We start from the raw sequence: 14,690 nt of genomic DNA, 5'->3' as shown, positions 1-14,690 counted from the left end.
TTTGGCCAGTCACGAGCGTCGCGTTGTCTTTTTTGATCTGGATGGAACGCTGCATCAGCAGGATATGTTCGGCACCTTTATGCGCTACCTGCTGCGGCGCCAGCCCCTTAACGCGTTGCTGGTATTACCCCTGTTACCCGTTATTGGCATCGCGCTGCTGGTAAAAGGCCGTGCAGCGCGCTGGCCGATGAGCCTGCTGCTCTGGGGATGCACGTTTGGTCATAGCGAAGCGCGCCTTAAGCAGCTCGAACAGGATTTTGCGCACTGGTTTCGCGGGCACGTCGCCGCGTTTCCCGTGGTACAGGCGCGCCTGACCAGCTATCTCGACGCCAACGATGCCGATATCTGGCTGATTACCGGCTCCCCGCAGACGCTGGTGGAGCATGTCTATTTTGATACGCCCTGGCTGCCGCGCGTGAATCTTATCGCGACACAAATCGCGCGCGGCTACGGCGGCTGGGTGCTGACTATGCGCTGCCTCGGACATGAAAAAGTAGTGCAGCTGGAGAAACGCATCGGTACGCCGCTGCGTCTGTACAGCGGCTACAGCGACAGCAAGCAGGACAACCCGCTGCTCTATTTTTGCCAGCATCGCTGGCGCGTCACGCCTCTGGGCGAACTTCAGCAACTCGAATAGTCTTATCTGTACCGGCTGTGTATAATGCCGCCCGCTTTTCGACTGGAGTATCAGCCCTTGTCCAACCCTGAACACAATCATGAATACTGGATGCGCCATGCGCTGGCGCTGGCTCAGCGCGCCTGGGAAGAGGGCGAAGTGCCCGTGGGCGCGGTTCTGGTCCATAACAATCAGGTGATTGGGGAAGGGTGGAACCGTCCGATTGGCCGTCACGATCCTACCGCGCATGCTGAAATTATGGCGCTGCGTCAGGGCGGACTGGTGCTGCAAAACTATCGTCTGCTTGATACCACCCTGTATGTCACCCTTGAGCCGTGCGTAATGTGCTCCGGGGCGATGGTGCACAGCCGAATCGGTACGCTGGTGTTTGGCGCGCGGGATGAAAAGACGGGCGCTGCTGGTTCACTGATGGACGTACTTGGGCATCCGGGGATGAACCACCAGGTGAAAACTATCGGCGGGGTACTTGCACCAGAATGTTCGGGTCTGTTAAGTGACTTTTTTCGAATGCGTCGGCAGCAGAAAAAGCAACAAAAGGCAGAATTGAAACCGCAGGATGATTAAGCTCGTCCGGTGCGACCACCGGATAGCTTTCAGCCAGCTGTTGCGCCTCGGCCGCCTCTTTTTCTTTCTCCAGCAGATACCCCACCAGGCTTATCTGATACTTACGAATATTTTCCACGTAGGCATACGCTTCATGCCCGCGCGCATAGCCGTACGTCAGCTTCTGGTACCACTGTTTCTGGCTAAGCAGCGGCAGGCGTTGTTTTACATCTGACCAGCTGTCCGGGTTACCTTTGGTTTTCGCCGTCAGCGCCCGCGCGTCGAGCATGTGCGCATAACCCATGTTATAGGCGGCCAGCGCAAACCAGATACGCTCCCCTTCCGGGACCGTCTCCGGCACTTTCGCCATCATATCCTGTAAATACTGCGCGCCGCCGCTGATGCTCTGTTCCGCATCGGTCCGGTCGCTGATGCCGAGGCTCTGGGCGGTATTTTTGGTCAGCATCATCAACCCGCGCACGCCCGTGGGGGAGGTAGCCTGAGCATCCCAGTGCGATTCCTGGTAGGAAATTGCCGCCAGCAGCTTCCAGTCAATCTCCTCGGCGTACTTCTCAAACAGCGGTTGCAGGTCCGGCAGCACGCTGTCCACCGCGCGCAGGAAGGTGCGGGTGTCAACGTAATCAAAATCGTCCCCGTGACCGAGATATTTCTCCTCCAGGCGCGCCAGGGTGCCGTCTTCATTGATGGAATTAAAGAAATCGAGCATAGCCGCAGAGACGGTTTGATCGTCATCCAGCTGGGTAAACCAGGTCACCGGCTGTTCGTCGGTCACATCCAGCGCCACGGCGATTTCAGGATGAACGCGCTGGAAAAGGCTGATCGCCACCGAATCAGCAATGGTATAGGCCAGTTTTTTATCTTTTACCTGCTCCAGCAATTCGGTCGTGCCGAGTTTAGGATCGACCGTCCAGCTGAGGTCAGGGTATTTTTTCTCTTTCAACGCCCGCAGATCGTCAATCACCACATGGCCTGGCGCAATGGTCAATTGCTGGTCGGTGATGTCGGCCAGTGAGCGTGGGCGCAGGCTACCCACACGATAAACCACCTGCTGCGACACGGAGTAATAGGTCGGGCCCGGCTGATAGTTTTTGCTGCGTTCGCTGTTGTACACCAGACCTGCGGCGAGAATATCGGCACGGTCATGGTCCAAATCATCAAACAGCTGGTTGATGTTCTGCCGCACGGTAACTTTCAGCTTCACGCCCAGATAGTCCGCAAACAGCTGTGCCAGTTCGTAATCAAGACCGATAGTTTTACCGTTGATATCGTCGTAAATAAGCGGGGAGGAGAGGGTACTGACGCGCAACTCCCCCCGCTCCTGAATGGCGGCGATACGGTTTTCGGCCTTGCCGAACCAGGGGATAGACGGCCAGAGGGCCACTGCCAGCAGCAACGTAACAATGCCGATGAGCAGATAATTAATCTTTAATTTTTTCAATTAGTTAATTCTCTGCGACGCCGGTTGCCTCAGTGTGCTGTAGTCATGTTAAGAGTAGAGTTTGCCATTGATTGAGCGGCATTTTGCGCAAAGTAGCGCCAGTTGGCAACCAATTAGAGAGACAGGTCACATCTATTGTTAAACATAAAGGATGATTTTATTTCGACGCAAACGGTTTCGTCGGCGCTCAGGATTCTCTATAATGACGCCCGTTTTCCCCCCTTGCGCACACTGTAAGCGCCCCGGCGCTTCGAAGACGAGAGACTTATGATGGAAATTCTGCGTGGTTCGCCTGCACTGTCTGCCTTCCGTATTAACAAACTGCTGGCACGTTTTCAGGCGGCCGACCTTCCGGTAAGCAATATTTACGCTGAGTATGTCCATTTTGCTGACCTGAATGCCCCTCTGAATGCAGAGGAGCGCGTACAGCTGGAACGCCTGCTTAAATATGGCCCAAGCCTGAGCAGCCATACGCCGACCGGCAAATTAATCCTCGCCACGCCACGCCCTGGCACCATCTCCCCCTGGTCTTCCAAAGCCACCGACATCGCTCACAACTGCGGCCTGAACCAGATTAACCGTCTGGAGCGCGGCGTGGCGTACTATGTGGAAGCGTCAACCCTGAGCGACGCGCAGTGGCAGGTGGTTGCCGCAGAGCTGCACGACCGCATGATGGAGAGCGTGTTTGACTCTCTGGATGATGCGCAGAAACTGTTCTCCCACCATCAGCCTGCGCCGGTACAGAGCGTGGATCTGCTGGGGCAGGGGCGTCAGGCGCTCATTGACGCCAACCAGCGTCTCGGCCTGGCGCTCGCAGAAGATGAAATCGACTACCTTCAGGATGCATTCGTTAAGCTGAATCGCAACCCGAACGACATCGAACTGTATATGTTCGCGCAGGCCAACTCCGAGCACTGCCGCCACAAGATTTTCAACGCCGACTGGATTATCGACGGCGAACAGCAGCCGAAGTCGCTGTTCAAAATGATCAAAAACACCATGGAGCAAACCCCTGATCACGTGCTGTCTGCCTATAAAGACAACGCCGCGGTGATGGAAGGTTCCGAGGTGGGCCGCTTCTTCGCCGATCGCGAAGCAGGGCGCTATGACTTCCATCAGGAGCCTGCGCATATCCTGATGAAAGTGGAAACCCACAACCACCCGACGGCGATCTCCCCGTGGCCGGGTGCAGCGACCGGCTCCGGCGGTGAAATCCGTGACGAAGGTGCGACCGGTCGCGGCGCGAAACCAAAAGCGGGTCTGGTCGGTTTCTCCGTTTCCAACCTGCGTATTCCGGGCTTTGAGCAGCCGTGGGAAGAAGACTTCGGCAAGCCAGAGCGCATTGTCACCGCGCTGGATATCATGACCGAAGGCCCGCTGGGCGGCGCGGCGTTCAACAACGAATTTGGTCGTCCGGCGCTGAACGGTTACTTCCGTACCTACGAAGAGAAAGTGGACAGCCACAACGGCGAAGAGCTGCGCGGCTACCACAAACCGATCATGCTGGCGGGCGGGATCGGCAACATTCGCGCCGATCATGTGCAGAAAGGCGAGATCGTCGTCGGCGCGAAGCTGATCGTGCTCGGCGGCCCGGCAATGAACATCGGTCTGGGCGGCGGGGCAGCCTCGTCTATGGCTTCCGGCCAGTCTGATGCGGATCTCGACTTCGCATCCGTGCAGCGCGACAACCCGGAAATGGAGCGCCGTTGTCAGGAAGTGATCGACCGCTGCTGGCAGCTGGGCGATGCCAACCCGATTCTGTTCATCCACGACGTGGGTGCGGGCGGCCTGTCCAACGCTATGCCTGAACTGGTGAGCGACGGCGGTCGCGGCGGACGCTTCAACCTGCGCGATATCCTGAGCGATGAGCCGGGTATGAGCCCGCTGGAAATCTGGTGTAACGAATCCCAGGAGCGCTACGTGCTGGCGGTTGCCGCCGATCAGCTGCCGCTGTTTGACGAGCTGTGCCGCCGCGAGCGCGCGCCGTATGCGGTCATCGGTGAAGCGACCGAAGAGCAGCACCTTTCCTTAAGCGACACCCATTTTGACAACCAGCCGATCGATCTGCCGCTGGACGTGCTGCTCGGCAAAACGCCGAAGATGACCCGCGACGTGCAGACTCGCAAAGCGGCGGGCAAAGCGCTGGATCGCCAGGATATTACCATTGCTGACGCGGTGAACCGCGTACTGCACCTCCCGGCGGTGGCAGAGAAAACCTTCCTGGTCACCATCGGCGACCGTACCGTGACCGGTATGGTGTCGCGCGATCAGATGGTCGGCCCGTGGCAGATCCCGGTCGCTAACTGCGCCGTGACCACCGCGAGCCTCGACAGCTACTACGGCGAAGCGATGGCCCTGGGCGAACGCACGCCAGTGGCGCTGCTGGACTTCGCCGCTTCTGCCCGTCTGGCGGTCGGTGAAGCGCTGACCAACATCGCCGCGACGCAGATTGGCAATATCAAACGTATTAAGCTCTCCGCGAACTGGATGGCCGCTGCCGGTCACCCGGGCGAAGATGCCGGCCTGTACGAAGCGGTGAAAGCGGTGGGTGAAGAGCTGTGTCCTGCGCTCGGCCTGACCATTCCGGTGGGTAAAGACTCCATGTCGATGAAAACCCGCTGGCAGGAAGGTAACGAGCAGCGCGAGATGACCTCTCCGCTGTCGCTGGTGATCACCGCATTTGCCCGCGTGGAAGATGTGCGTCACACCGTTACGCCGCAGCTTTCGACCGAAGATAATGCCCTGCTGCTGATTGACCTGGGTAAAGGCCACAACGCGCTGGGCGCCACCGCGCTGGCGCAGGTTTATCGCCAGCTCGGCGACAAGCCGGCCGACGTGCGCGACGTTGCCCAGCTGAAAGGCTTCTACGATGCCATCCAGGCGCTGGTGGCGCAGCGTAAGCTGCTGGCCTACCACGACCGTTCCGATGGTGGCCTGCTGGTGACGCTGGCAGAGATGGCCTTCACCGGTCACTGCGGCGTTGAAGCAAACATTGCAACGCTTGGCGAAGACCGCCTGGCGGCGCTGTTTAACGAAGAGCTTGGCGCGGTCATTCAGGTACGCGGCGCAGATCGCGACGCGGTGGAAGCGATTCTGGCGCAGCACGGTCTGGCAGACTGCGTACACTATCTCGGTAAAGCGGTGCAGGGCGACCGCTTCGTGATTGAAGCCGACGGCCACGCGGTGTTCAGCGAAAGCCGCACCACGCTGCGTATGTGGTGGGCGGAAACCACCTGGCAGATGCAGCGCCTGCGTGACAATCCGGAATGCGCCGATCAGGAACACAACGCGAAGGCGAACGACAACGATCCTGGCCTGAACGTGAAGCTCAGCTTCGACATTAACGAAGACATTGCCGCGCCGTACATTGCGACCGGTGCGCGTCCGAAAGTAGCCGTGCTGCGCGAGCAGGGCGTTAACTCCCACGTTGAGATGGCGGCGGCCTTCCACCGGGCGGGCTTTGACGCCATCGACGTCCACATGAGCGACCTGCTGGCCGGGCGTACCGGGCTGGATGATTTCCAGGCGCTGGTCGCCTGCGGGGGGTTCTCCTACGGTGACGTGCTGGGCGCGGGCGAAGGCTGGGCGAAGTCTATTCTGTTCAACAGCCGCGTGCGTGACGAGTTCGAAACCTTCTTCCACCGCCCGCAGACGCTGGCGCTGGGCGTGTGTAACGGCTGTCAGATGATGTCTAACCTGCGCGAGCTGATCCCGGGCAGCGAAGCCTGGCCGCGCTTTGTGCGTAACCAGTCTGACCGCTTCGAAGCGCGCTTCAGCCTGGTAGAAGTGACCCAAAGCCCGTCTCTGCTGTTGCAGGGAATGGTCGGTTCACAGATGCCAATCGCGGTTTCGCACGGTGAAGGTCAGGTTGAAGTGCGTGATGCGGCGCACCTGGCTCAGCTTGAAAGCAAAGGACTGGTGGCGCTGCGCTTTGTTGATAACTTCGGCAAGGTCACCGAAACCTATCCGGCTAACCCGAACGGTTCGGCAAATGGCATTACCGCCGTCACCAGCGAAAGCGGTCGGGTGACGATCATGATGCCGCACCCGGAGCGTGTCTTCCGTACCGTGAGCAACTCCTGGCACCCGGAAAACTGGGGCGAGGACAGCCCGTGGATGCGCATTTTCCGCAACGCGCGTAAACAACTGGGTTAAGTTTCAACGCCCTGACTGTAGGCCCGGTAAGCGTGAGCGCCACCGGGCTTTTTTGTCTCTGTCGCAAAATCGCGACAATCCTCTGGGTTAAGTGTCTCCAATAAGAGACATTTAACTTATTGATTTATCTATGTCAGGACGGGTTCCCGTTAAGGTGTTGCTTAATAGCGACACTTAGCCTGGAAATCATTCACCTCACAATCGATGCATTTTAATAATAAAACGATTATTAATCATAAGGATAGTATCAATTTTTGCATTCTGGCACGCGCGTTGCATAATAGTAACCAGTGGCTCATTCACCTTCTTATGTCAGCCCCTTCGGGACGTGCTACATAAACTTCGAATGACGCACAAAAAGGTGCCTGCCGTCCAACTACTGATTATTGCAATGCTTTATCAGGCCAGGGCGAAACGTCGAGTTAGGCACCGCCTTATTCCATGACAAAGCCGGGTTTTTACCCGGCTTTGTTGTATCTGAAGGGCAGACTCAGTTACGCTCTCCTCAAACCCGGATGATGAGAGTAATGTGTTGAAACGCTGGCCCGCTTTCCCTCGCTCCCTGCGACAGCTCGTTATGATGGCCTTCCTGCTGATCCTGCTACCTTTGCTGGTTCTGGCGTGGCAGGCATGGCAAAGCCTGAATGCGTTAAGTGCCCAGGCGGCCCTGACTAACCGCACCACGCTTATTGATGCCCGCCGTAGCGAGGCAATGACCAACGCCGCGCTGGAGATGGAGCGTAGCTATCGCCAGTACTGCGTGCTGGACGACCGCACGCTGGAGAGGGTCTATCAGAACCAGCGTAAACGCTACAGCGAAATGCTGGATGCCCATGCCGGGGTCTTGCCGGATGACAAACTCTATCAGGCGCTGCGTCAGGATCTGAACGATCTGGCGCAGCTCCAGTGCAAAAACAGCGGTCCTGATGCCGCCGCGGCCGCCCGACTTGAAGCCTTCGCGAACGCCAATACGGAGATGGTGCAGTCCACCCGTACGGTTATCTTTTCCCGTGGGCAGCAACTCCAGCAGGAGATTGCCGAGCGCGGCCAGTTCTTCGGCTGGCAGGCGCTGGTGCTGTTCCTCGTCAGCCTTGGGCTGGTACTGCTCTTTACCCGCATGATCATCGGCCCCGTAAAGGGGATCCAGCGGATGATTAACCGCCTGGGGGAGGGCAAATCTCTCGGGGATACGGTTGTTTTTAAAGGCCCGCGCGAGCTGCGCTCGGTCGGTCAGCGTATCATCTGGCTTTCTGAACGCCTGGCGTGGCTGGAATCGCAGCGTCATCAGTTCCTGCGCCATATCTCACACGAACTCAAAACACCGCTGGCCAGTATGCGTGAAGGCACGGAGCTGCTGGCAGACGAAGTAGCGGGGCCGTTAACCCCTGAGCAAAAAGAGATCGTGGCGATTCTGGATGCCAGTAGCCGCAATTTACAAAAACTTATTGAACAACTGCTGGACTATAACCGCAAGCTGGCGGATGGTGCTGTGGTGCTTGAAAGCGTTGAGATTGAACCGTTGGTGGACATGGTGATCTCCGCCCATAGCCTGCCAGCAAGAGCTAAAATGATGCATACCCAGGTGGATCTCAATGCGCCTTCCTGCCTGGCAGAGCCGATGCTGTTAATGAGCGTACTGGATAATCTTTATTCCAATGCGGTGCACTATGGTACTGAATCCGGTACCATTTATATCAGAAGCAATAACAACGGTTCGCGGGTATTTATTGACGTAGCGAATACGGGAAGCCCGATTCCGGATGATGAAAAAACGATGATCTTTGAGCCCTTCTTCCAGGGGAGTCATCAGCGAAAAGGTGCGGTAAAAGGAAGTGGTCTGGGGCTGAGTATTGCCCGCGACTGCATACGACGCATGCAGGGTGAGCTTAACATCGTGAGTGATGAACGCGCCGATGTCTGTTTTCGTATCGAACTGCCTCTTGAGCCGGAAAAATCAATGAAATGAATAACAACCTGGTGAGTATGTCACACGTCTTTTACCGCGCACTGCGCGCGGTGTTTTCCAGCAAAAATGTGCGCCTGAGCCTGCCCTGCTTACTGCTGGCCGGCTGTGTAACCCATGCGCCGAAAAGTGCAATTAGCCACAAACAGGAAGATAAATGGCCGCAAAAACAGCTGGCCGATTTCCTTTCAACACGTTGCGATGATATCTGGAACCTGTCGGGGCGTGATGTTGAATCCAATCCGCTGTTCTGGCTGCGCGGAATAGACTGCGCCCAGCGGCTGGCGCCCGCCGAGGCCCGTGCCCAGGCGGCGATGCTGGTGGACGATACCTGGCAGGACGCGTTTAAACGTGGGATCGTGATGGCGGATGCCAGAATCACGCCTGTCGAACGCCGCGCCAACGTGACGCGGCTGGATACTTACGTGATCAATATTCCCCCGCAGGTTCGCCCGGTCTATCAGCTCTGGCGGGATGGACAAACCCTGCAATTACAGCTGTCTGAAGAGCGTTTCCGCTACAGTAAATTGCAGCAGTCGAGCGACAGCGAGCTTGATGCGCTTCGCCAGCAGCAGGAGTCGCTGCGCGAGCAGCTGGAAACCACCACCCGCAAGCTCGAAAATCTGACCGATATCGAAAGACAGCTCTCGACGCGTAAGCCGGCAGGCAGCTATCTGCCCGATGGGTCGAAAGGCAACTCTGGCACGACGCCAGACAGTGAGACGCCGAAACAAGAGGATGTGAAGCCATGACAAGCCGTAAACCTGCCCATCTGTTACTGGTGGACGACGATCCCGGGCTGTTAAAGCTGCTGGGGATGCGTCTGGTCAGCGAAGGCTACAGCGTGGTCACCGCTGAAAGCGGGCAGGAGGGGCTGAAAGTGCTCAGCCGCGAGAAAATCGATCTGGTGATCAGTGATTTGCGCATGGATGAAATGGATGGCCTGCAACTGTTCACGGAGATCCAGAAGCAGCAGCCCGGGATGCCGGTGATTATCCTCACCGCTCACGGATCTATTCCTGATGCGGTGGCCGCGACGCAGCAGGGGGTATTCAGCTTCCTCACCAAACCAGTGGATAAAGACGCCCTCTATAAAGCAATCGACAGCGCCCTTGAGCATGCGGCGCCATCCGGCGACGACGCCTGGCGTGAATCCATCGTGACGCGTAGCCCTGTGATGCTGCGCCTGCTGGAACAGGCGCGGATGGTGGCGCAATCCGACGTTAGCGTGCTGATCAACGGCCAGAGCGGGACCGGGAAAGAGATCCTGGCCCAGGCGATCCACAACGCCAGCCCGCGCAGTAAAAATGCCTTTATTGCCATCAACTGTGGCGCGCTGCCGGAACAACTGCTTGAGTCTGAGCTCTTCGGCCATGCCCGCGGCGCCTTTACCGGCGCGGTGAGCAGCCGTGAAGGGCTGTTCCAGGCGGCTGAGGGGGGCACGCTGTTTCTTGATGAAATTGGCGATATGCCCGCGCCGTTGCAGGTCAAACTGCTGCGCGTGTTGCAGGAGCGAAAAGTGCGTCCGCTTGGCAGCAACCGCGATATCGATATCAACGTGCGTATTATTTCCGCTACCCATCGCGATTTACCCAAGGTGATGGCGCGCAACGAGTTCCGTGAAGATCTTTACTATCGACTGAATGTCGTCAACCTGAAAATCCCGGCGCTGGCCGAGCGTGCGGAAGATATCCCGCTGCTGGCAAATCACCTTTTGCGCCAGGCCGCTGACCGCCACAAACCATTTGTGCGCGCGTTCTCCACCGATGCGATGAAACGCCTGATGACCGCAAGCTGGCCGGGCAACGTACGCCAGCTGGTGAACGTGATTGAGCAGTGCGTGGCGCTGACGTCATCACCGGTGATCAGCGATGCGCTGGTGGAGCAGGCGCTCGAGGGGGAAAACACGGCCTTACCGACGTTTGCGGAAGCGCGAAACCAGTTCGAGCTGAACTATCTGCGTAAGCTGCTGCAAATCACCAAAGGCAACGTGACCCACGCGGCGCGCATGGCCGGGCGTAACCGTACCGAGTTTTATAAATTGCTCTCACGCCACGAGCTGGAAGCGAACGATTTTAAAGAGTAATACCGCAAAATTCGCCTGAATATGATACTGTGAGCAACCGATTACGAGGCTGCTTACTGGCAAGAGTTTAAGGACCCACCATGAAAAAGATTGATGCGATTATTAAACCTTTCAAACTGGATGATGTACGTGAAGCGCTGGCAGAAGTAGGCATCACCGGGATGACCGTAACTGAAGTGAAAGGTTTTGGTCGTCAGAAGGGCCACACCGAGCTATACCGTGGCGCAGAGTACATGGTGGACTTTCTGCCGAAAGTGAAAATCGAGATCGTGGTGAGCGATGATATCGTCGATACCTGTGTGGATACCATCATCCGCACGGCGCAGACCGGTAAAATTGGCGACGGGAAAATCTTCGTCTTTGACGTGGCGCGCGTGATCCGTATCCGTACTGGCGAAGAAGACGACGCGGCGATTTAAAAAAGATTTGGTAGGCCGGGTAAGGCGCAGCCGCCACCCGGCGAAAAAAAAGCCCCTCGTTGAGGGGCTTTTTGCATTACAGCACTTTATGCGGGCCGAAACATTCGTAATGAATGTTGTCTTTATTCACGCCCAGCTCTACCAGCTGCTTCGCGGCATACTGCATAAACGCTACTGGCCCACAAACGTAGAACTGCATCCCCGGTGCGCTGAACGCCCCTTCATGCTGCCCTAAATTCATCAGGCCTTCGCTGTCGAAACGAGTCGCTGCGCGGTCTGCCTCCGTCGGCAGGCGATACCAGGTATGCGCGGTGAAACGCGGCAGGGTCGCTCCAAGCGCTTTGACTTCATCCGCAAAGGCGTGCACATCACCGTTCTCTGCCGCGTGGAACCAGTTAACCTGCGCGCTGTGGTTTGCTTTCGCCAGCGTATCCAGCATCGCCAGCATTGGCGTCTGACCTACGCCTGCGGAGATCAGCGTCACCGGGGTATTCGTTTCAACGGCCATAAAGAAATCGCCCGCCGGTGCCGCCAGATGGACCACGTCGCCCACGCTGGCTTCGTTATGCAGCCAGTTGGATACCTGACCGCCTTCCTCACGTTTAACCGCAATGCGATAGCCTTTGCCGTCTGGCTTGCGGGTCAGGGAGTACTGGCGAATCTCCTGGTGCGGGAAGCCTTCAGGCTTCAGCCAGACGCCCAGATACTGGCCCGGCTGGTAATCGGCAACCGGCTGACCGTCCACTGGCTCAAACTCAAAGCTGGTGATCAGTGCGCTGCGCTGGGTTTTCTCAACGATGCGGAAGGCGCGCGTGCCTTCCCAGCCGCCATTCTTGCTGGCGTTTTCACTGTAGATCTGCGCTTCACGGTTGATGAATACGTTTGCCAGTACGCCATAGGCCTTACCCCAGGCATCCAGTACTTCCTGGCCCGGGCTGAACATTTCGTCCAGTGTTGCCAGCAGGTGACGGCCGACGATGTTGTACTGCTCAGGTTTGATCTGGAAGCTGGTGTGCTTCTGCGCGATTTTTTCCACCGCAGGCAGCAGAGCCGGCAGGTTTTCGATGTTGCTGGCATAGGCGGCAATAGCGTTAAACAGCGCTTCGCGCTGATCGCCGTTACGCTGGTTGCTCATGTTGAAAATCTCTTTGAGCTCCGGGTTATGCGCGAACATGCGATCGTAGAAATGGGCGGTCAGTTTAGGACCCGTTTCAACCAGCAGGGGGATTGTGGCTTTCACGGTAGCGATGGTTTGGGCGTCGAGCATAGCAGCTTCCTTCTGATGTTACTTTAATGATGTATTTTATATGCATCTTATAAAAATACCCCTGCAATGTAAATGGTTCTTTGCATCGTGAAAAATATGCATCACAAAGCTGAAAAGAAATCCGTTGAAAATGGCGAGAGCTTTATTGCTCAAACCCTTGCGTGGCGTGGAGGTAAACGTTTGCGTAAATTCGTTTGTCAAGACCTGTTATCGCAGAACTATTCAGTTATACTGTTGCCCGTCGTCCAACAGGACTGCCTTTTCAGGCCAAAAATTTACTTGTTAGCTGAGTCAGGAGATGCGGATGTTAAAGCGTGAAATGAACATTGCCGATTATGATGCCGAACTGTGGCAGGCTATGGAGCAGGAAAAAGTACGTCAGGAAGAGCACATCGAACTGATCGCCTCCGAAAACTACACCAGCCCGCGCGTGATGCAGGCGCAGGGTTCTCAGCTGACCAACAAATATGCTGAAGGTTATCCGGGCAAGCGCTACTACGGCGGTTGCGAATACGTTGATATCGTTGAGCAGCTGGCGATTGACCGTGCGAAAGAACTCTTTGGCGCTGACTACGCGAACGTCCAGCCGCACTCTGGCTCTCAGGCTAACTTCGCTGTTTACACCGCGCTGTTGCAGCCGGGCGATACCGTTCTGGGTATGAACCTGGCGCAGGGCGGCCACCTGACTCACGGCTCCCCGGTTAACTTCTCTGGCAAACTGTACAACATCATCCCTTACGGTATTGATGAGTCCGGTAAAATTGACTACGAAGACATGGCGAAGCAGGCCAAAGAGCACAAGCCGAAGATGATCATCGGTGGTTTCTCTGCTTACTCCGGCATCGTTGACTGGGCAAAAATGCGTGAAATCGCTGACAGCATCGGCGCGTACCTGTTCGTCGACATGGCGCACGTTGCCGGTCTGATTGCGGCAGGCGTTTATCCGAACCCGGTTCCACATGCGCACGTTGTGACCACCACCACCCACAAAACCCTGGCGGGTCCACGCGGTGGCCTGATCCTGGCGAAAGGCGGTGACGAAGAGCTGTACAAAAAGCTGAACTCCGCCGTGTTCCCAAGCGCCCAGGGCGGCCCGCTGATGCACGTTATCGCCGCGAAAGCCGTCGCGCTGAAAGAAGCGATGGAGCCAGAGTTCAAGGTTTATCAGCAGCAGGTTGCTAAAAACGCCAAAGCGATGGTGGAAGTGTTCCTGAACCGTGGCTACAAAGTGGTCTCTGGCGGGACTGAAAACCACCTGTTCCTGCTGGACCTGGTTGATAAGAACCTGACCGGTAAAGAAGCTGACGCAGCCCTCGGCCGCGCCAACATTACCGTCAACAAAAACAGCGTGCCAAACGATCCGAAGAGCCCGTTCGTGACCTCCGGTATCCGTATCGGTTCTCCGGCAGTGACTCGCCGTGGCTTCAAAGAAGCGGAAGTGAAAGAGCTGGCGGGCTGGATGTGTGATGTTCTGGACAACATCAATGACGACGCGGTTATCGAGCGCGTTAAAGGTAAAGTTCTGGACATCTGCGCACGCTTCCCAGTGTACGCATAATTCTCTGCGTCGCAGAACTGAAAAAGGCCGCTCATGCGGCCTTTTTTTATGGGCTAACGTCGGTCGAGGGAGATGGCCCCCGGCCCGGTAATCGCCAGTAAAATAAAGCCGCCAGCGATACTCACATTTTTGTAGAAGTTAATCATATTTGGCAGAACCGCATCGCCCGTCATATCCCAGTAGTGGTGACCAATCACCGCTGTTCCCAGCGTATAGAAGACAAAGATCACCGCGAGGGGGCGGGTGAAAAAGCCCAGCACAATCAGAATCGCGGCGGGGACTTCCATCACCACCGCAACAATGGCGGCCAGCATGGGCATGGGGGCGCCGAGCGACGTCATATACTGAACGGTGCCGCTAAACCCCGTCAGCTTGGGATAACCGAAAATAATAAACAGGACCACAATAGCAATGCGGGCAATTAAAAGCAGGAAAGAACGAGAGGAGCCGAAATCGAAATAACGTAAGCTGTTCATGGCAAACGACCTCTTCAGGCGATGTTCTTTAAACGTAATACAATTTTGCCGCTCTCGCCATACGCCGACCGGCTGTCCATGATGTTAATTTATCGTTAATTTATAGCGCGCTAACGACTTGCTAAAG

The 14,690-nt window shown here is 56.6% G+C and carries 11 protein-coding genes; 8 read left to right on the top strand and 3 right to left on the bottom strand.

The window, feature by feature from the left end; genetic code table 11:
- The first annotated feature begins 1 nt into the window (after position 1).
- Together yfhb and tadA are read left to right on the top strand one after the other, a co-directional pair.
- Positions 2–637 carry a phosphatidylglycerophosphatase C gene (yfhb, locus tag RS584_RS17215; RefSeq protein WP_017383550.1) on the top strand — a complete coding sequence of 212 codons (636 nt, stop codon included), beginning with the start codon at positions 2–4 and terminating at the stop codon, positions 635–637.
- Between the two features lie 24 nt (positions 638–661).
- Positions 662–1,201 carry a tRNA adenosine(34) deaminase TadA gene (gene tadA / locus RS584_RS17210; RefSeq protein WP_022649032.1) on the top strand — a complete coding sequence of 180 codons (540 nt, stop codon included), beginning with the start codon at positions 662–664 and terminating at the stop codon, positions 1,199–1,201.
- Here tadA and mltF read toward each other — a convergent pair.
- Positions 1,089–2,639, bottom strand: coding sequence for a membrane-bound lytic murein transglycosylase MltF (gene mltF, locus RS584_RS17205; protein WP_058700746.1), 1,551 nt, complete (start codon positions 2,637–2,639; stop codon positions 1,089–1,091). The genes tadA and mltF overlap by 113 nt on opposite strands.
- A gap of 267 nt (positions 2,640–2,906) precedes the next feature.
- Between mltF and purL the strand changes: the two genes are divergently transcribed.
- The 5 genes from purL to glnB all read left to right on the top strand — a co-directional run bounded on the left by purL (position 2,907) and on the right by glnB (position 11,262).
- Complete coding sequence (purL, locus tag RS584_RS17200) at positions 2,907–6,794, top strand: phosphoribosylformylglycinamidine synthase (RefSeq protein ID WP_315748376.1); 3,888 nt, start codon at positions 2,907–2,909, stop codon at positions 6,792–6,794.
- A 532-nt stretch (positions 6,795–7,326) separates the two neighbouring features.
- The gene (gene qseE, locus RS584_RS17195) at positions 7,327–8,760 is read left to right on the top strand and encodes a two component system sensor histidine kinase QseE/GlrK (RefSeq protein ID WP_003860691.1); all 1,434 of its coding nucleotides are present in this window, start codon (positions 7,327–7,329) and stop codon (positions 8,758–8,760) included.
- A complete protein-coding gene (gene qseG, locus RS584_RS17190) occupies positions 8,757–9,509 on the top strand; it encodes a two-component system QseEF-associated lipoprotein QseG (RefSeq protein ID WP_315748375.1) in 753 nt (250 codons plus the stop codon). Before qseE ends, qseG begins: the two co-directional genes overlap by 4 nt.
- Entirely contained in the window at positions 9,506–10,843 is a 1,338-nt protein-coding gene (gene glrR, locus RS584_RS17185) for a two-component system response regulator GlrR (RefSeq protein ID WP_015572150.1), read from the top strand. The genes qseG and glrR overlap by 4 nt, the downstream gene beginning before the upstream one ends.
- Positions 10,844–10,923: 80 nt before the next feature.
- A complete protein-coding gene (gene glnB / locus RS584_RS17180; RefSeq protein ID WP_003860685.1) occupies positions 10,924–11,262 on the top strand; it encodes a nitrogen regulatory protein P-II in 339 nt (112 codons plus the stop codon).
- A gap of 76 nt (positions 11,263–11,338) precedes the next feature.
- Here the strand turns inward: glnB and hmpA are convergent, their stop codons facing one another.
- Positions 11,339–12,529 (bottom strand): NO-inducible flavohemoprotein, encoded by a 1,191-nt coding sequence (hmpA, locus tag RS584_RS17175; protein ID WP_315748374.1) that lies wholly within the window; start codon positions 12,527–12,529, stop codon positions 11,339–11,341.
- A gap of 304 nt (positions 12,530–12,833) precedes the next feature.
- Here hmpA and glyA point away from each other — a divergent pair, with 304 nt between their 5' ends.
- Positions 12,834–14,087, top strand: coding sequence for a serine hydroxymethyltransferase (glyA, locus tag RS584_RS17170; protein ID WP_003860678.1), 1,254 nt, complete (start codon positions 12,834–12,836; stop codon positions 14,085–14,087).
- Positions 14,088–14,140: 53 nt separating this feature from the next.
- Here glyA and RS584_RS17165 read toward each other — a convergent pair whose 3' ends face one another.
- Positions 14,141–14,563 carry a DoxX family protein gene (locus RS584_RS17165; protein WP_032649105.1) on the bottom strand — a complete coding sequence of 141 codons (423 nt, stop codon included), beginning with the start codon at positions 14,561–14,563 and terminating at the stop codon, positions 14,141–14,143.
- Positions 14,564–14,690 lie beyond the last annotated feature (127 nt).

Source organism: Enterobacter sp. DTU_2021_1002640_1_SI_PRY_ASU_LCPMC_013, from assembly GCF_032389435.1.
Lineage (GTDB): Bacteria > Pseudomonadota > Gammaproteobacteria > Enterobacterales > Enterobacteriaceae > Enterobacter > Enterobacter hormaechei_C.
The sequence above is the reverse complement of the archived record's forward strand: the minus strand, read 5'-3'. Positions and strand labels throughout refer to the sequence as shown.